General features: G+C 31.1%; 15 protein-coding genes. 4 read left to right on the top strand and 11 right to left on the bottom strand.

The window, feature by feature from the left end; all coding sequences use genetic code 11:
* Positions 1 to 137 precede the first annotated feature (137 nt).
* Positions 138 to 2,054 (top strand): hypothetical protein, encoded by a 1,917-nt coding sequence (locus E1J38_RS12040; protein ID WP_133357102.1) that lies wholly within the window; start codon positions 138 to 140, stop codon positions 2,052 to 2,054.
* 508 nt (positions 2,055 to 2,562) lie between these two features.
* On the opposite strand, the gene E1J38_RS12035 is transcribed toward E1J38_RS12040, so the two are convergent.
* A complete protein-coding gene (locus tag E1J38_RS12035; RefSeq protein WP_133357101.1) occupies positions 2,563 to 4,293 on the bottom strand; it encodes a TonB-dependent receptor in 1,731 nt (576 codons plus the stop codon).
* A gap of 139 nt (positions 4,294 to 4,432) precedes the next feature.
* A complete protein-coding gene (locus tag E1J38_RS12030; protein ID WP_133357100.1) occupies positions 4,433 to 7,462 on the bottom strand; it encodes a tetratricopeptide repeat protein in 3,030 nt (1,009 codons plus the stop codon).
* A gap of 323 nt (positions 7,463 to 7,785) precedes the next feature.
* On the opposite strand from E1J38_RS12030, the gene E1J38_RS12025 reads away from it, so the two are divergent.
* Both E1J38_RS12025 and E1J38_RS12020 read left to right on the top strand, forming a co-directional pair.
* Positions 7,786 to 8,469, top strand: coding sequence for a cell division ATP-binding protein FtsE (locus tag E1J38_RS12025; RefSeq protein WP_133357099.1), 684 nt, complete (start codon positions 7,786 to 7,788; stop codon positions 8,467 to 8,469).
* Positions 8,470 to 8,730: 261 nt separating this feature from the next.
* Positions 8,731 to 9,669, top strand: a complete 939-nt coding sequence (locus tag E1J38_RS12020) for a glycosyltransferase family 2 protein (RefSeq protein ID WP_133357098.1) — start codon at positions 8,731 to 8,733, stop codon at positions 9,667 to 9,669.
* Here E1J38_RS12020 and E1J38_RS12015 read toward each other — a convergent pair.
* Together E1J38_RS12015 and E1J38_RS12010 are read right to left on the bottom strand one after the other, a co-directional pair.
* Positions 9,653 to 10,060: a sugar 3,4-ketoisomerase gene (locus E1J38_RS12015; protein ID WP_133357097.1), complete on the bottom strand. Its 408-nt coding sequence runs from the start codon at positions 10,058 to 10,060 to the stop codon at positions 9,653 to 9,655. The two genes, E1J38_RS12020 and E1J38_RS12015, sit on opposite strands and share 17 nt — an antisense overlap.
* On the bottom strand, positions 10,057 to 11,151 hold the full coding sequence (locus E1J38_RS12010; protein ID WP_133357096.1) for a glycosyltransferase: 1,095 nt from the start codon (positions 11,149 to 11,151) through the stop codon (positions 10,057 to 10,059). Before E1J38_RS12010 ends, E1J38_RS12015 begins: the two co-directional genes overlap by 4 nt.
* A 51-nt stretch (positions 11,152 to 11,202) precedes the next feature.
* On the opposite strand from E1J38_RS12010, the gene E1J38_RS12005 reads away from it, so the two are divergent.
* Positions 11,203 to 12,078 (top strand): glycosyltransferase family 2 protein, encoded by an 876-nt coding sequence (locus E1J38_RS12005; RefSeq protein ID WP_133357095.1) that lies wholly within the window; start codon positions 11,203 to 11,205, stop codon positions 12,076 to 12,078.
* 3 nt (positions 12,079 to 12,081) lie between these two features.
* Here the strand turns inward: E1J38_RS12005 and E1J38_RS12000 are convergent, their stop codons facing one another.
* The 7 genes from E1J38_RS12000 to E1J38_RS11970 all read right to left on the bottom strand — a co-directional run bounded on the left by E1J38_RS12000 (position 12,082) and on the right by E1J38_RS11970 (position 19,518).
* Positions 12,082 to 13,527, bottom strand: coding sequence for an oligosaccharide flippase family protein (locus tag E1J38_RS12000; RefSeq protein ID WP_133357094.1), 1,446 nt, complete (start codon positions 13,525 to 13,527; stop codon positions 12,082 to 12,084).
* Positions 13,528 to 14,526 carry a glycosyltransferase family protein gene (locus E1J38_RS11995; RefSeq protein WP_133357093.1) on the bottom strand — a complete coding sequence of 333 codons (999 nt, stop codon included), beginning with the start codon at positions 14,524 to 14,526 and terminating at the stop codon, positions 13,528 to 13,530.
* Positions 14,527 to 14,563: 37 nt separating this feature from the next.
* Entirely contained in the window at positions 14,564 to 15,667 is a 1,104-nt protein-coding gene (locus E1J38_RS11990) for a DegT/DnrJ/EryC1/StrS family aminotransferase (protein ID WP_133357092.1), read from the bottom strand.
* The gene (locus E1J38_RS11985) at positions 15,664 to 16,644 is read right to left on the bottom strand and encodes a GNAT family N-acetyltransferase (protein WP_133357091.1); all 981 of its coding nucleotides are present in this window, start codon (positions 16,642 to 16,644) and stop codon (positions 15,664 to 15,666) included. The genes E1J38_RS11990 and E1J38_RS11985 overlap by 4 nt, the downstream gene beginning before the upstream one ends.
* Before the next feature lie 75 nt (positions 16,645 to 16,719).
* Positions 16,720 to 17,244 (bottom strand): DUF4136 domain-containing protein, encoded by a 525-nt coding sequence (locus E1J38_RS11980; protein ID WP_133357090.1) that lies wholly within the window; start codon positions 17,242 to 17,244, stop codon positions 16,720 to 16,722.
* 62 nt (positions 17,245 to 17,306) lie between these two features.
* Positions 17,307 to 18,305 carry a GTPase ObgE gene (obgE, locus tag E1J38_RS11975; RefSeq protein WP_133357089.1) on the bottom strand — a complete coding sequence of 333 codons (999 nt, stop codon included), beginning with the start codon at positions 18,303 to 18,305 and terminating at the stop codon, positions 17,307 to 17,309.
* 70 nt (positions 18,306 to 18,375) lie between these two features.
* Positions 18,376 to 19,518 (bottom strand): adenylate kinase, encoded by a 1,143-nt coding sequence (locus tag E1J38_RS11970; RefSeq protein ID WP_255449883.1) that lies wholly within the window; start codon positions 19,516 to 19,518, stop codon positions 18,376 to 18,378.
* Positions 19,519 to 19,642 lie beyond the last annotated feature (124 nt).

Genomic DNA, 19,642 nt, shown 5'->3' with positions numbered 1-19,642 from the left:
TTTTTAGCCGTATTTTAAAACTTGACTTTGTAAAATTTTTCGTCTACCTTCGTTTAACATTGAATATAAGTCATTGAAACGACGCATATTCTTAAGTTATGCTCAAAGTGATACCTAAAAAAATCAAACTTCTGAATATGAAAAGTATTTTATTTCTACTATTCACTACTTTCATTTTATATGCTCCTCCCACTGTCGCCCAGTTGGTGATGCCTACTAAAGCTCAATTTAACGAACAGTTAGATTTGATAAATATAGGTTTAAAGAAATATCCAAAAACGAAGTTTGTAGCTCACATCGACTATGTATCATATACTATTATTTTAACCTCTAAGACTACTAAAATAGAAGTACCTTTGTCCGAAGGGAAATGGTTTTTTTATAATATATCTAAAGGAAAAATTAAAATTTATAATTCGGGGGACGATTCTTTGCTTGTTGTGAATAACCAAAAAGTAAAAATGTATCTCATTTATTGCAAAACCAAAGACAAGGAAACAATTGATAACTACATACTTAACCCTATTGCAAAAATTAAACAGCTCGTAGACGATAAGAACAGGATAGAAGGGATGTCTAAAGAAGAGTTGACTAAAGTAAACAAAGAGTTAATTGATGAAAAAAATGAGATCTACTTTCTGAGAAATTTCCCTTTCAAAGAAACATTTACTGCTACTAAAACAGGTTTTGACAATTTAAAAGCAGGAGATATTCAGAAAACTGTGGATGGCAAACACTATTACAATACTATTTTTACAGACTTCCCTGGTTTAAAGTCAGAAATCAGCGTTGATCCCAAAACGGGAATATGTCAATTAGTATTACGAGCAGATTATCTGAGGCATTACTATCTCTCCTTTCACATTGAAAAACACAAAGGTCTAATTGATCGATCACAAGTAGATGACCATTATGTGATTGAAGAAGACAATATTCCGTATGGCTTTATATACACTAGAGAAGAGGGGCGCATGACCATAACAAGCTATAACTGGAAGCAGTTTAACGAGCAGTTTGAAAATATATTAAAGAGTGGCAAAGAGGATGGATTAAAAACGGATTTACCCCTATTTAATCGAGTAACAGGTTACAAAACGGCTGACAAATCGAATAATTCAACACTGTTGTCTTATTTTTTCAATGGTGAAGAAACCAAAATCCTTGATAATTTTATCGGGACATATATGTTTGAAACTCCTGAACGATTTAAATCAGGGGAATATGTCTTGGATGAAAATTATGTTTCTAAGTATTTGAGATATTACTCAGATCCTAATTCAGCAAAAGAAAATCTCGTTAGGGTAACTCATTATGCTTTTGATTATGCAGGTCGAACTATTTTTATGACGAAAGCTGATTCAAAAGCAAATGCAGGATGTACCGTCTTTTTTGTGATAGGAGAAACACAATCAATAGAAGAAAAACTACTAAAAGGAGATAATTTGGCGGATCAAATTTGGGCAGAGAATCAGAAACAATATGAGAAAAACTTGGAGGAATGGCGGGCGCGGAATAAGCGAATGAAAGAAGCACGTTTCGATAGACTATTTAGCAGTAATCGGGAAGCACACTTTGAGCAAAGTGTAGAAAAATTACAGAAAGCATTAAGCGAAAACGATCGGGTCACAGTAAGTGGCTGGGGAGTAAAAAGGGCAGTCGCCAATATTAAACTAGATGATTATTATGGCAAATATACCCTCATTATATTAACAAGTGATGGTACCAAACCAAATTATCGTTTAAGTTGCAAAAGGTATAATCTGTCAGAAAATGAAGTAATTGAAGGCTCTTATTATGCTTCTGCCGCTGATTACAATAAAACAGCACGCGAACACTTCGATCAATTTTATAAAGTGAACTCTTCGTACGCCATTACTTATTCTAGTGTAGACTTTAACTCCGGTTGTGACTTTGAAAATAAGGGAAAAACTTATGAAGAAATCATTGCCATAGAATCCACAAGAGATTTCAAGTTAAAAATAGATGTAGGGAAAACAGAATTCGATAAAACAAATCCTTTGGTAGGCTATATCGTGATTTCTATTTCTGAGTAAGTACTGATTCAAAACTAAAGGCCGTTGTTTTTCAATCTTGAAAAAATCTTTTCAGATGCTTCCTAGCAAAATAATGCGAATAAAGGCTATCTTGATTTCGATAGTTGGAAGTATATTAACTAGACTTACCGCATAAAAATGAGCATAACACACCCCTATACCTCCATGCCTTCCCGATGGTCAGGCACGGGGTATAGGGCAGTCGTTAAACGAAACTCCCAAAATAAAGTCGCTTTAGGTTAAAACATTGCTAACGGTTAGTTGTGCTAAGGATTTAAACAGTATCCTTTTTAAACCTTTGCAAAGAGGCTGTCATTACTGGAGCCCGATAGTTATCGAGACGATGAGGTAATCTTCTGAAATTCAATAGATTGATTCGCTTTGTTCGCAATAACGCTAGGGTTGAAACGGTATCCTTTTTGCGAAGTTCAAAAGATGAAACTTAAAAAAACTTGGGATTTGACTTAATTGATGAGATCCTGAAACGAGTTCAGGATGACTCAACGTGTTAAAAATCAAATTTAAACGTAGCGCCTGCTAAAAACTGAATGCTTTGTACTGGGAAATTTTGCCAACGTTGGTAAGCATTATTAGCAATATTATTAGCTTTAGCAAACACTGAAATCTGGTCGTTTATATGATAACCCAAGTGTGCATTAGCATCAAAGAAACTATCTAAAACCACTGTAAACGGGGAAGTTACCGTAATACCATCGTTTAAAAAATATTGATCTTTTCTTTCGCCTACATAAAATAGATTGGCACCTGCAAACCAATGCTCATCAATTTGATAATCCATAAATAAAGATCCTTTAAAATCAGGCAAGTTCCAGGCTTCAGCTTCATCATTGGTAGTGTAACTAAAATACTCGGCTTTAATACCTAATTTAAAGTTTCGGTTTACATCTACATTAATTTCACCCGCAACTCCAAAAATATCAACATTGTCATACACAATTCCAAAGGAATTCCCATAAGAATAGGCTTGGTCTGTCATCAAGGTTATATCATTGTTTTTAAATAAGGCTTTATTTCTGTCTGCTTTATAGAGTCCGCTAATATTATAACTCATATTGCTTGACAACTTCCCTTTTAAACCCATATAAGCATTATATTGTTGGTCTGTAGGCATAACATTTAAGGTTGGCGACACAAAAGGATTTTCGGATGCAAAATCGAAATATGAGTTTTGCATCAATCCACCTTCAATCCCTCCATAAGCAATAAGTATATCATTAACCAATCTATAGGTTGCTGTAATATTGGGGTAGATATAAAATTTACTTTCTTTAGATTCTGAATCTCTAGAATACGCAGCAGTAATACCAACATTTACGGTTAAATCGTCTTGTTTCATTTCATAAGTAGGTGATGCACTTAGTATAAAGTTTCCGTATGGAAGCTCTTCATCTAATTCATAACTTCTATCAAAAGTTCCTTTCAAATAATCAAAACTAAGGGTGGTAGAAATCTCTTCATTATTGACAGGTATATCAATCTTAGTATTTACTAAAAATCTATTTTCTCCAGAGCCTTGGTTATCTCCAAAACGCCTAAAAAAGAAACTGCCTGAGTTTATATATGTGTCTACAAAAGTGATATCGCCTCCAAAATGAGCATCGTAAAAACTGTGCTCTTCATCAATCGCATCGGTAATGGCTCTATCAACAAAAGATTCAGGAACTCCATACCAATTGTACATTTGGTGGTTAAACCCTGCTTCTACGTTCCATGACAAATCCCGCAATTTACTAGCGTAGTTTAGATTAATTTTTGAAATGGAATAATTGTCATCAAAAGAGACGCCTTCAATACCTCCTTGTGATGAATTATGACTCACGTATCCACCTACACTTTCATTTCTGCTAATGGCATGATTTAAGTAAACTTCCCCTAAAATAGTGGTATAAGTACCCACGCCTAAAGTTGCATAATTATCATAAAGTTTGATAGGTTTTGCTTTTTCTACCACAGCAGCTTTTCCTTTTGCCGGTGTAAATGTAGAGGCTACTGGAAATGAAAAAATATTATATTTTACTTCCTTTTTATTTTTGGTAGTTTCATCATCTAACGATGGTGTCTCTTTTACTTTAAAAGCATCTGAAATTGAGGGTGTATATGGTTTTACAACATCAATAACCCCTGTATTAATTGTGTCTTTTTCTCTATTTTGAGAAAAAACTACTGTAATACTCAAAAGGGTTATGATACTAAATATATTTTTTTTGTGCTTACGCATACTTTATTAATTTTCTATTGACTATTGATAATTGACTATTTTATTTCTCACTAAGTTGCCAAGGTTCAAAATCACAAGATTTCTTAAAATTGTAAATTCCCAACTGCTAAATGCTAACTGCCGCTGTAAACTGGTCACTTTACTCTGGTTGAATGGATGAATTTGTTTTAGCTTCTTCGGTTTTAATTTTGCTCAGTTCTTCTTTGGCTTCATCTATCACTTCTTCAAACTCAACAAAATTTTCAATAACACTTTCTAAAATATAGGTAGCTTGAAACGCATCATCTAAAGCATAAAAATTCTTAGCCATTACCACCAAACCTTTAGCACTGTAATATTTATAACCTGAAAAATCTTTGGCTAATTTTTGGATTACCGTGTTTGATGCCTCATACTTACCATCTTTATTTTTAAAGTAAGCATTGTAATACAGTGCTTCTGCCGCAGTTTCACCTGTTGCTACTTTTTCAACATTGACATAAGCAGATTTAGCTTTAACCGCATCACCCGTTTTAACAGCAGAACGTGCAATGATTACGTGTGCATCACTCTTTATTTTATTGTCAATTTTTGAACTTGCCAATACTTTTTCTGCATAATAAACGGCCTCATCATAATTTTCTAACTGATAATTAGCTTTCATTAAATTAGATTGAGCAAAAACCACATTCTGAGGAAAATTAGCTTCAACTTCTAAACGTTTTAACAGAGGAATTGCCTGATTCCAGCTTTTATCTTCTAAATAATAATGAGACAATCTAGATAGTGCTTCTTCAGTATATTCATTTTGAGAGGCTTCAACAATAAAATTATAGTGAGGTGCTGCATTTGCCACCAATCCCTTTTTATAATAAAGCTGTCCTAAATAAAAATGTGCTTGTAATAAGTGTAATCCGTTAGGAAATTGGTTTACATATCCGTTAAATTGCTTGATAGCTCTATCTGTATTACCATCTAAATATTGCTTTTCTGCAGCAGTATAAGTAGCGTTATCCAATTCAGAATCTGTTACCTCAACATAGTCTAATGTTTTCACCCAATTGGCATAGTCATCAACGCGACCCAAATCAATATAAATTAATTTTGCTGTAGAAACTGCCTGTACAGCTTCAGGTGTTTTTGGATAATTGCCGGCAACCGTTTTAAATTTAGTAAGTGCTCGTTCGTTTTCATTTTGGTTATAAAAAACCAATCCTTGACGTAATAAAGATCTTGGTACAAAAGAACTCATTTTATATTCTGAGTTCAATCTATCATAAACTTTTATTGCTTTACCTGTTTCATTAGCTTTTACGTAAGAATTACCAAGTTCAAACATAGCATCATCACGCAATTTTGATGTTTGATAATCAACAATAAACTGTTCTAACTCTTTTATTTTTTTAGATGATTGCCTTAAATAACCAGCGCTAATAGCTTTTTGAAATGCGGGATAATCTGCATCTATTTCTCCAACCTTTATAGCATTGTTGTATGCGTTTATAGCAGCACTATAATTACTGGTAACAAAATGGGCATCTCCCAAACGTAGATAAGCATCATTCAACCTAACTTTGTCATCTTTTTTGTTAGAAATATAGTTGTTAAAATGCTGGGTTGCTTTGGGGTAATTCTTTAATTTGAAATAGGTATAAGCTAAATTGTAATCTAAATTTTCTGTTTCAGGTGTGCTCGAACCTATTAACTGAAATTCTTTAAAACCAACTAAAGCATCTTCATAATTAGTTAAGTTGTAATTGGTTTCGGCTTTCCAGAATGTAGCGCTAGAAGTAAATCTATCATCTCTTGGTTCTTTTAAAGACGCATCAAATAATGACACTGCCTCTAAGTACTGACCATCATTGTAAAGTTCTATACCTCTGTAAAATGCCACTTTTTGATAGGCCACCTTATTTTCAAAACTATTTTTACCCTCTAATAATTTTAGTGCTTCCTTGTAGTTTTTTGATGTTATATAAGAATCTATCAGTAAGGTTTCAATCTCATCCTTATAGGGTGTTTTTGTATATTTTTCTATGTAACTAGACAATACTTGAGGTGCAGGTTGATAAGGGTTACCAATCTCATAACTAAGCTTAGCATAATTTAACCAAGCATCTTCTTGTATTTTTTCATCGAAATTCATTTCAGAAGCGTACCGAAAAGCATTCAAAGCTTCTTGTTTTTTTCCCTGATTAATGTAGCTTTCTCCTAAATGATAGTATGCATTTTGTGCTATGGAATTATTACCATCAACAATTTTATTAAATTCAGAGATGGCTTTTTCGTAGTCTCCTTGTTTATAATAGGCATACCCTAATTGATAAAAATCTGTATTATTCCATTTAGCCATTCTATCTCTTTTACCCTTTTTCCCTTTATATGCTATTAAATAAGGAATGGCAGCCGCATATTCTTCTAAATTAAAATAACTCTCACCAATTATTTTTGACAATTCTGATACTTCTTCCTCATTACTTTCAAGCAATCTTTCTTTAGCCAATTCAATAGCTTTTTCAAAGTTTCCGAGCTTAAAGTTTAAATCAGCTTGATAATATGACAACTTTTCTTTGTAACGCTCTTGATCACTAACCTGATCAAAATATTCATTAGCTGCATCATAATCATCACCTTCGTAAGCCATAAAACCAATATAGTATTTAGCTTGTGAACCATATTCTTGGGTCGTTTCTACTCTAGACAAATATTTTTTTGCGTCCCGGTATTGCTTAGTTGAAAATGCCGAATACCCATTGTTAAAGAAAAATTTGTCTTTTTCCTTTCTAGATAATGCATTTTCATCAACTTTACTATACCATTTCCTAGCATAAGCATATTTAGAATTTTCAAAATAGTAATCGGCTACATCAACAAAAGCAGTGTTACGCTTGGTACTTGTTGGATATTCTTTTACAAAATCTTCTACAAGTTGGTCTGCATTTAACTGATTTAACCGCACTGCGCAATTAGCTATATAATAGGAACAATTAGATTTTACTATTTCTTCTTTAGCAGTTTTTTTAACACTTGCGAATAACGACTGCGCCGCTAAAAACTGATTATTATTATAAAGTGATAATGCTTTTTGATAATCAACTTTATTACTAGTGTATACTGCCGATTGTTGTGCTAAAAGAGGAAGACTAAAATAGATAGCCAGAAAAAGGGAAATAAAACTTTTTTTAGTCATTATAACTATTCGTTTTTTAATTTGAAATCAAATATAAATTAAAGTATTCTGTTTTTATTTTTAAACTTGAAAAACATGATTCTTTAATTTTAGATTGCCATTTTCATGGGAATGACAAATGTTTTGAAACCTTGATGCAGACATCAAGGAATTTCTTTTTGTTTAATATAAACCCTATAACGAAATAATCGTGCCATAATTATAAACTGATTTATTAAATCTAAAATGTTTGACATTATGATTTTGCAGATTTGGATTTTGTAATTTGTGATTTGAAATTTTTAACAATACATTTACCAACATAAAACTGCTTTGCAAATCTTATGTCAAACCCAATTTTAAAGTTAAAGAACGCTGCTATTTACCAAGGTGATAGTTTGGTACTATCAAACGTTAATATTGAAATCAATAAAGGGGAGTTCGTGTACCTAATTGGAAAAACGGGTACAGGAAAAAGTAGTTTTATGAAAACGCTATATGGTGATTTACCACTAAACGAAGGTGAAGGACACATAGTTGATTATAAGTTAAATGGTTTAAAAGAAAAAGACATCCCTTTTTTAAGACGCAAATTAGGAGTTGTCTTTCAAGATTTTAAATTGCTTATTGATAGAACTATAAATGATAATTTATTATTTGTTTTAAAAGCTACAGGCTGGAAAGACAAAGAAAAAATGAATGCTCGTATTGAAGAGGTCTTAAACAAGGTTGATATGAAAACCAAAGGTTTTAAATTTCCTCACGAACTTTCGGGTGGTGAGCAACAACGTGTTGCCATTGCCAGAGCATTACTTAATAACCCAGAGTTAATTCTGGCTGATGAACCTACTGGAAATTTAGACCCACAAACCAGTGTTGAAGTCATGGAAGTTCTGCAAGACATTAATAAAAATGGCAACACCATTTTAATGGCTACCCATGATTATGCTTTGCTTTTAAAATACCCAAGTAAGACTTTGAAATGTGATGAGAATCAAGTTTATGAGGTGGTGCAGCGAAAAGGTTAACACATCTTATCTATTATCTTTTTTGCATTAATTTCTGTATTGTATTTTTTCAATGCGTTAAACCGATTCTTTGTAATAAAAAATTCTTTATTAAATAATTTTTAACTGAATTCTGGTAATCTATCTTATTATTAAAAAGAACAAAAAGTAACAATGGTATTCGTTTATCATGTATCATCAGCATAAATACTGAATTTATAATCTAATAGGTATAAAAAATGACTATAAAAAAATAGTATTTTTGCTTAAAAATTGTACTCGATGCAGCCTTTCTTTTCAATAGTAATTCCTCTTTACAATAAAGAAAAATATATACAAGATACTCTTAAAAGTGTATTAAATCAAACATTCAAAGAGTTTGAGGTAATTATTGTAAACGACGGCTGTACTGATAGTAGTTTAGATATTGTTAAAACCTATAACAATAAAAGAATAATAATTTCAAATCAAAAAAACAAAGGTGTATCTGCTGCTAGAAATAAAGGCATTGAATTATCTAAAGCAAAGTTTATAGCATTTCTTGATGCTGATGATATATGGCTACCAAATCATTTAAGCACTCTTAAAACTCTAATTGAAGATTTTCCTGAGTGTGGTATGTATTGTAGCAGATACAAAACAAGAATTTCCCCAAAAAAAATTATTAATAATGACTTATCTAAGCATATTAAAGAAGACTATAGAGGAGTAATACCTGACTTTTTTCAAGCAAGCTTAATCAACAGAGTTGCTCATACATCTGCTGTTGTAATTCCAAAAAGAATATTGGAAAACGATGGTATGTTTGATTTAAATATTTCTAGTGGTCAAGATTTAGATTTATGGATTAGAGTAGCGGCTCATTATAATGTTGCAATAACAAACAAAAAAACATCTATTTATAGATTTGAAATTCCAAACTCATTATCAAAAACCCCTTTTTTATCAAAAAAATTAATAGATTTTAAGAAATTTGAGAGTTTAGAAGAAAATAACAAAAGTCTTAAACATTTTTTAGATCTTTATCGTTTGGAATATGCTTTACATTATAGAATTTATGGTGCCGTGCAACAATCTAAAAAATTGTTAAACCAAATAAACACAAAAATTCCATTTACTACTAAAGTACTCCTTAAATTACCACCTTTTCTTTTGAAAATGCTTCTTGGCACGAAACACTTATTAAAAAGCAAAGGAATTGATTTTACCGTTTACCACTAAAATCATAGTTTTTAAATGTATCGAAGTCTCTTATATAGTCCTCTTCACTAAATACGTCAGAGGCTACTACGAGACAAACTGCTCCTGAAGAAAAATTTTTTAACTCTCGCCATATACCATTATCAATTAGCAATCCTTCATATGGTCTATTTAACGTAATAATTTCTTGCTCTCTAGCATTATTCAGCACAACTTCAAAACTCCCAGATAAAGCTATTAAAAAAGCTTTCTGTTCAATATGAGCATGCCCTCCTCGTTCAGATCCTGCAGGAACATCATATAAATAGTAAACACGTTTAAATGAAAACGGTAAAATATCCTTTTCTATGACAGAGAGGTTGCCTCTATAATCTTCAATCTTTGGTATCTTAATTTTTTCTCCTATAGTCATTGCTCATCAATTTTTAATATTTTAAACCAAGCTTTTTGAATTTTATTATTTGAAAACCTTTCAATGCTATTCCTAGCTTGTTTTTTACATTTATCTATTAATTCAGCATTTTCAATCATTTTGTTCATAGCTTTTGTTAAACCTTCAAAATTCTGATTTTCAACCAATATCCCATTTATATTTTGCTCAATAACTTCGTTAGGGCCAGCTATTAAATCGAAACTAACCACTGGCGTTGAACAAGCTAGAGACTCTAAAAGAACCATTGGAAACCCTTCATATTTACTACATAAAACTAAGAATTTCGCATTGGTCATATAAAAATTAGGGTTTGAAACAAAACCTATAAAAATAACATATTCGGATAGATTTAATTTTTCAGAAATACTTTTACAAACATTCAATTGCGAACCGTCACCTACTAAAACTAGTTTAATATCATTCTCAGGTAATTTTGAATTTGCATAAGCCCTTATTAATTTATCATACTGCTTTAATGGTTCTACACGTCCTACTGCAACTATATAATTATAATCCAATGTAATACTTTCTTCTTCTTTGGAGTGATTTAATTCCACAGAGTTATAAACACATATTACATTGGACAGTCCATATTTTTTTTCTACTAAAGCCTTAATTCCCTGAGAACAACAAACCACTTTATAAGCATCTTTATATAGGAAATTTGACAACAATGTTGATTTGGGTAAATATGTACTCAATTTTGAACTATGAACATTGTAAATAATTTTTTCTTTAGTGTATAAATACTTTGAAAAAAATATTTCAGAAACCGCATTTAACCTATAGCGCTGATCTATTATAAAATCAAATCTTGTTGTTTTTAAATACTTTTTAAAACGAATGTACTTGGAAATTTTCCGAAAAAAATAACCTTTATTGGATTTGTCATTAAAACTTCTATACCACTTATTTGAATTAGTGTCTTCTGAATAATCTAAAAGCAATAATTCTACCTTAAACTCTTCTCTTTCACTTAGCAAATTAAACAAAGTAATTGTTGTCTGAGTCAAGCCTCCAACTTCTAAATTATAAGCTACAATTGCTATTTTTATCTTTTTCTTTTGCAATCTTTACTGTTTGTTTATTTTAGTGACAAATATAAAACATAGTTCTTACTGATGTTAGACACTCCTCAAGTATCTGTAATTTGTACATGCTATAATCATGAAAATTATGTTCTTGATGCATTAAACTCTATAATTAATCAATCTTATCCTAATATTCAACTAATAATTAATGATGACTTTAGTACAGACAATTCAGTAAGCGTTATAAATGAATGGTTAGAGGCAAACCAAAACATTATCTTTATTAAGAACTCTAAAAATAAAGGAAGCACAAAGACATTTAATAAAGCTTTTGAGTATGTGACTGGAGAATATATCATTGATTTAGCTGCAGATGATATTTTGTTAGAAAATTGTATTGAAGAACAAATAAAAGCTTTCGAATCTTCTAAGTATGAAAATTTAGCAATAGTATATGCTAATATAGATTTAATAGATGAAAACAAAAACTTTATTTCCACTTACTATCAAACCGACGAATTTCCTGAAAGTGGAGATATTTATAAAATGATAATTGGCAGAACTACAAAAATATGTTCTGTAGCCGCTATGATTAAAAAAAATATTTTTGAATCTGTAGGACAATATGATGAGAACCTAGTTTATGAAGATTTAGATTTTTGGACAAGGGTTTCTAGAAATTATAGCTTTCAATATATTCCATTAGTATTAGCTAAAAAAAGAGAATTACCAAATTCTTTGACAGCAAACTATTTCTATAAGAAAAATAAACTAACACATAAACTTCATTGTTCTACTCTCAAAATTTATGAAAAAATGCTTAATCTAAACACATCAAAAGATGAATACAGAATTATGTTAAATAGAGTTTATTCAGAAATGTTTGTTTTGTTAAGAGCTAGAGAGTTTATTCTATTTTTCAAATTATTATTTATAGGATTGAAAGCTATAATGAAAAGTATCTAAATTTTAGTAAAAAAGCGATTTCTTTAAATAAGCCAAAGAATAAAAGGCTGAAATTATAAAAAGTATAATTATCAAATAATTAAAGTTTTTAAATTCTGAAAATAGTACTACTACCATAGCTGTAATAGAAAGCAATAAAGAAACTAAAATTATCTTTAAAGTCTTGGGTCTAAATTTGAAATCATAGTATACCCTGGCTACGTAATAATTATAAACACCCGAAACAAAAAACATAGTAACCATGGCTATTCCCAAACCTACCAACCCTAAATAATAAAACAAAACTACAGAAGCTACCACATTTACAATATCACCTAGTAAATTTTGTTTTAAAAAAAGGGGCTTATTTCCTTTTATTAAGGGGATATAGCCAATAGGCCATACTATTGCCCTTAAAGTTATACCTAGTAACCCTACTTTTAAAATATCTAAAACATTCAAAAATTCTGAAGAGTATAATAAACCAATTAAAAAAGGTGCTATTAAATATAACACCAATACGGCAGGCACAACAATTAACAAAGCAAATTCGGTTTGGTCATTTATTAAATCATCAAAGTACGTTTTATTGTTTTCATAATTACAAAGCCTAGGGTAAAAATCGTTAGACATTGCTGCAAAAACCATCCCTAAGTAACCTACTAAAACTGTATTACTAACTTGATAAACACCAAGTGTTTCAAAAGAATAATAGGTTTTTAAAAACCATCTAATCACATAAAAGCATATTTGACCAAAAATTACACCTACTGATAATAGAAGCCCTAATTTAGCCATTGGTATTCCATCTTTAAAAGTTTGCTTGATGCCAATAGCTGAACTTGAAACTTGAATACTTTTTGTAAAATAGAGGCTTAATAAAAGGTTTATCAAAGAGGTCGCTATAACAACAGGTAAAATACCTCTTATACCAAAAAAATAATACCCAGCTACAGATATAATTGAAGATAAAATTGCTGTAAAAATATTATACTTCACCATTAAGCCCACTTTCTTCTTAGCTTTTAATACGGCTATTCTAACATTTGCAATAGAGGTAAATAAGAAATAAGATCCCAAGCAAATAAACCATAAAAGTTCCGATTGACTTTCAAAAACAACGTCACTAATCTGCTTAGAAAAGATTAAGAAAACTGTTAAACCCAATAACCCTGTTGCAAAAGCCCATTTATAAACTATTGTAATTAGTTGTCTAGATTTTTTCTCACTTCTATCCTGATCAGCTATAGCAATTTCTCTTACACTACTTTCTGCGATCCCAAAATTTGTTATGCTATATATTAAGGATAGCACATTTTCCAACAAGCCTATAATTCCAATACCAATTGGCCCCAGAAAAATTGCAGCTACCTTATTGGATATTATACGCACTATTGCCCTAGTAATATGTGAAATACCAAATAGCCCTGTATTTTTAGCAATTGTTTTATGAAAACTCTTTTCTTTCATTTATATATTACACCCAATTTTTCTAAATTGTGCTTTAAAACTATTCACCCAATCTAGCCATTGTAAAATATAAGCTTCTGGTTTATCATACGAATGTAAAATGTTTATTATTTCATTTGTATCTAAGTCTAAACTAAGATTGTTGTTAAATGCATTATCATTTCTAAGCCAATACTCGTTTAGCATACAATTAAAATCAAGTATTGAAAAGTCGGGATAGTGATATTTTAAAGTAGCAGAAGACATAAACCCAGTTTTTAAAACTTCTTTATTAACTTTTGCAAAAGCTACATTAAACTTATTATAATATTGAACAGCATTGAGCAATTGTTGTTTTTCGTCTACAATAGCATAGGCATCATCCCAAATACTCAGATAATAATCTTTTTTAAAAACAGCTCCTGCCACAGAATAGATAGTGTAATACTGTAATTCACTTTCTTTTGTATATAATCTAAACAAACTCAAAATGCCTCTCCAAATCGGATTGTATTTCATATAAATGTATTTGAAAAATTTTGGGCTTCTAGATTTCAAATCAGGATTATAAACTTCAATACCTCTATTTCTTTTAACAATATTACTGCCAACAGTTTTAGGGTTTGACACCCAAAATAACTTAAGAAGTGCTAAATTTTCATTTTTACAAATATCATTTAATTCGGACACATCACAATTTTCAGTAAACCACATATCATCTTCTAAGACCATAAAATAATCCGAAAGATCTAATACACTTTCATACCAAAATTTAGAAGGAATAGTACTAGGAAAATTAAAGGTTTTATCTAAAATTGCTTTTGACTTCTCTTCATAGTTTGGAGACTTTAAAATTACTATGCCAGGGAATTTTAATTGTATTTTATCTAAATATATTTGTGGTGAACCATCATCTAAAATATAAATTTCACCTTTAAAATTTTGTAAATAAAGAAATATACTATGAAGACACCTATCTAAATAATAAACCCTATTAAAAGATTTTATTATAATATCCATTTATAAAGTTTCTAATTTAGACCTATTAACCAATATCCTAATATTTGTTAAGCTTTTCAATAATTTTAGTGACATCATCTTCAATAAGATAAGCATTTAAGGGTATACTAATAACCTCGTTATGTATTTGTTCAGTAACAGGAAAAGACAAGTTATTCCATTCCTTAAAAACATCTTGTTTGTGAGGTGCAATTGGATAAAAAATGAGTGTCTCTATACCATTTTTCCTTAGGTAGTCTTGTAACATCTTCCTTTTTTCAGTTTTAATAGAAAAAACATAAAACACATGGTTTTCACTACCATTCCAATAAGGCAATGTGATTTTTTCGTTTTTTATTTCATTTAGATAGCGAACTGCAATCTCACGTCTTCTATTATTTTCGACTTCTAGGTACTGCAATTTAATATATAAAAATGTAGCTTGAATTTCATCTAGCCTGTTATTCCTACCAAGCATATCATTTGTATTCCTTCCTTCTCTTCCATAATTTCGAAGCTTTCTAATAGTTTTTGCCAATTTATAATCATTAGTAGTTACAGCTCCAGCATCTCCTAATGCACCTAAGTTTTTAGTTGGATAAAAACTAAATGCCGCAGCATCTCCTAAATTACCAGCCTTTTTATTTAGTTCTAAATCTTTTGCTCCGTGAGCTTGTGCAGCGTCCTCAATAATAATTAAGTCTTTTGCTTTTGCAATATTTTGTAAAGCATTCATTTCGCATAATTGCCCATATAAATGTACTACCAAAATGGCTTTCACATTATCCGCCATATGTTTCTCTAATTCAAGAGGGTTAACATTAAACGAATCTAAGCGAGGTTCGACCAAAACAGGTTCAAGACCTGCGTCTATTATGGCCAAAATTGATGCTATGTAGGTATTTGCTGGCACAAATACTCTATCACCATGCTTCAGCCTTCCAAGTTCTATGTAAGACTTAAAAATTAATGTTAAAGCATCTAATCCATTACTAACTCCAACACAATATCTTGTACCACAAAAGGAAGCAAAAGCTTCTTCAAATTTCAAAACTTGGTTACCTAGTATGTATTGACCACTATCTAAAAAATTACTAAAAGCATCTTTAAATTCGTCTTCATATCTTTTATTAATTTTCTTTAAATCTAAAAACTTTATCATATCATGATATTCTCTAATAACTTGTAATTTTTAGTTTCAACTTCATAAAAATCTTGAGTCAGTGATCTTGCCCCAAAACCTTCTTTCCAAAACTGCAAACCTTTATTAATATGTAAACCATTATTTTCATTAGATGTCCCAAAATCAAAATACACCTTATTATTAAACACCTCACTAATTAAGTGATGGTGTAAAAAATCTAAACTCCCCAAAACATTTTTATGATGGTTCCCTGAAATATATTGAGAATGTGCTACGTATTTCGATTCAAAAATTGTTGTTCCAGCAACAATCTCATCATTGTGATATACATTAAACTGCCTTATATTATTTGGAAAACGCTTTTTTAATAAAGTTATTTCATTTAAGCTATGTACTGGTGAAGTACCATGTTTTTCCTTTAAGTTCTTAATTAAAATATAATTCCAAAACAAGTTAAAAGTATTTTCTTCTTTAATAATTAAATTATGCTTTTTTCCTCTATTAATACCTTCTTCCCTGTTTCTAGAAATTTTAAACTTTTCTTTTAAATTTATGACAGACAATATATCTCGCCTAATCAATCTAGCATTTAGTATAAACATCAAATACTTTATTTCATCACAAGGTAGTGTTGTATAAATTGAAGGTGTTATTTTTAATTCTATAACATCGATACCCTTACGGTGTAAGTGTTTTAAAATTTCTGCAAAGGCAAATAATACAATTTCAAACTTTATATCTTCTGGCAAGATAAACCCTCCATAACTCAAACCCTGATGAGAATACAATACTTTATCTTCTGAAATATTGGCAGGTAAAACAGCTATTAATTTGTCTTTCTTAAAAACCAATAATGAATAATCTTCGAATCTATCATTGTGGTATTCCATAAAATCTCTATAAAACAAGAATGTTGCGTTCTTAGATTTTGAAACAAAATCATTCCAAATACTAGAATACTCTTTAGAATACCTGATAATTTTAAAGTCTTGCATAAAAATAATTTGAACCAATCATAGATACTAATTCATTTAATCCATAAAAATATAAATACTTAGGATATAATCAAGTTAACTTTTCTTGGGAGGAAATTTAGCCAACACTTTCTCAACGACAGCTTTTAAACGAGCCTCCCTATTCTCAGGAGAAGCATTAGGATTAAAACTAGATTCACTAACCGCTTGCCAAAACAAACCTTTACCCTTTTCATCAACAAAGTCAATAGTAATTTGCCTATTTACATTAGACTGTCCAACAGGTATACCAACTGAAATCCCTCCACCAACATTACGCCCGCCACCTCCTAAACCAACACCAACAGTGTTCCTTGGTGCTCCTTGAAACTCCGTACTTCTAATGTCTATTAAAAAATCTGGCGTTTCAGAAATTTCAAATCCCAAAGTGTTCATTTTTGAATCTATAGCATCCAACAAGCGCTTAGTGTCCAATTCACTTAAACCCGTTTTCATATCACCGTAATACTGATAGGTTTTGTACTTGGAAAAATTGGTAGTTCTATCAAAATCGTAATTTACACGAATGGGAGCACAACCAACTAGGAGTAAAGCAAATAATATGAGTTTTAATGATTTCATTTGAAGCAAATTTTTCATTAAAGGTACTCAAAAAATACTGCCAAATAGAAAAGCTTAAAATACTAGGCATTCAACATGTTCCACAAAGCATCTTTAAGTGGTATCATACCTTGCTGTGCTACTGAGGAAATAAAAAGGTATTTTATGGGTAGTTCTTTGTCAAGTTCTTTTTTAAGTTCTGCTTTTAACTCATCATCTAGCATGTCACTTTTAGATATGGCTATGAGTCGTTCTTTATCGAGCATTTCTGGATTGTAACGTCTTAGTTCATCTAGAAGAATATCATACTGCTTTTTAATATTATCAGCATCGGCAGGAATTAAAAATAAAAGTACCGAGTTACGTTCAATATGACGTAAAAAATAATGCCCTAAACCCTTTCCTTCAGAAGCACCTTCAATAATACCAGGAATATCAGCCATTACAAAAGTTTGAAAATCACGATATTCAACAATTCCTAAATTGGGTTTTAAAGTGGTGAATTCGTAATCGGCAATTTTGGGTTTAGCAGATGTTATCACTGAAAGCAAAGTAGATTTACCAGCATTTGGAAAACCAACCAAACCAACATCGGCTAATACTTTCAACTCTAAAGTAATATGCTTTTCTTCAAGTGGTAAACCAGGTTGTGCATAACGCGGTGTTTGGTTTGTTGCTGTCTTAAAATTCCAGTTTCCCAAGCCACCTTTTCCTCCTTCAGCTATAATTTTTTCTTCTTGGTCTTCAGTAATTTCAAACAGAATATGGTTGCTTTCGGTATCTCGAACAACCGTTCCCAAAGGCACATCAATGTAGATATCTTCTCCATCGGCACCAGTACTTCTACTACTGCCACCATGACCACCATGACCTGCTCTAAAATGTTTTTTAAATTTTAAATGATATAAGGTCCACATGTTGGTGTTACCCCGAATTATCACATGACCGCCGCGGCCACCATCACCCCCATCAGGTCCACCCTTGGCAATATACTTTTCTCTATGTAAGTGCGCAGACCCTTTACCTCCGTTACCAGATGACACATAGACTTTTACATAATCAACAAAATTCCCTTCAGTCATTTTTATGTTTATTTGTTATTCGTTAAGCCGTTTAGTTGCAACTTAACAGCTAAACAAATAAACGTCTCAACTATAATGAATCAATTACCTTACTTAAACGCACTGTAATGTCTTCAATGCTCCCTACACCATCAACACCGTAATATTTACTTTGGGCAGAATAGTAATCTTTTAAGATAGCTGTTTTATTATAGTATTCTTTAATTCTGTTTCTAATAATTGACTCATTGGCATCATCAGCTCTCCCACTAGTTTTACCTCTTTCCAGCAAACGTTTAACCAATACTTCATCATCAACCTCCAGAGCAATCATAGCATTGATAGCTGAGTCTTTACTATCCATTAATTCATCTAATGCTTTTGCTTGGGCATTGGTACGTGGAAATCCGTCAAAAATAAACCCGTTGGCATCGGTATTCTTTTCAACTTCAGCGTTTAACATATCAATAGTTACTTGATCAGGAACTAGTTCACCTTTATCAATATAAGATTTTGCTAACATCCCTAGAGCGGTTTCATTTTTAATATTATACCTAAAAACATCACCAGTAGAGATGTGTACCAGATTATACTTTCCTTTTAAAAATTCTGCTTGCGTTCCTTTTCCAGCTCCTGGAGGGCCAAATAGCACTAAGTTTGTCATGTGTTGCGTTTCTTTTATTTGATATACTTCTGGTAAATCCCTTCCTAAATTATTGTAATCTAATCCGTATCCAACTATGAATTTATCAGGAATTTCAATACCTACATAATGTAATTTAAAGTCTTTTTTATAAGCTTCGGGTTTGTAAAAAAGTGTTGCTATTTTAAGAGTTTTTACTTTTTCATTCTTAAAAATCCTATGCACTTCTGCCAACGTTTTTCCTGTATCTATAATATCTTCAAGAATAATAACCGTTCTTTCTGTAAGATCTTGTGTAAGTCCTATCAAACGCTGAATATCTTCAGAGGATTTCAAGCCTTCGTATGAGGCTAGTTTAATAAAAGTAACTTCACACGGTTTTGGGTACTTCTTCACAAAATCGCTTGTTAGCATAAAAGACCCATTTAAAATACCCACAAATACTGGAATTTCATCACCTAAATCAGTAGAAATTTCTTCAACCAACCTATCGATAGCCTTTTCAATTTGTACTGCAGAAATAAAAGGTTTAAAATATTTGTCGTGTAATTTTATCACCCTAAACTTGTTTTGAGCAGCAAAGATAATCATATAGATTAAGTAATACCGATTTTTTGAGTTAGGATTTAGAACCTAATTTTATATTTAAATGTATTTTTTTCATTTGATTAATCAAATATTCAAATGAAAAAATTCATGTACTTTTGCATAACCT

It is taken from the genome of Seonamhaeicola sediminis, assembly GCF_004358095.2.
GTDB classification, from domain to species: domain Bacteria; phylum Bacteroidota; class Bacteroidia; order Flavobacteriales; family Flavobacteriaceae; genus Seonamhaeicola; species Seonamhaeicola sediminis.
The sequence above is the reverse complement of the archived record's forward strand: the minus strand, read 5'-3'. Positions and strand labels throughout refer to the sequence as shown.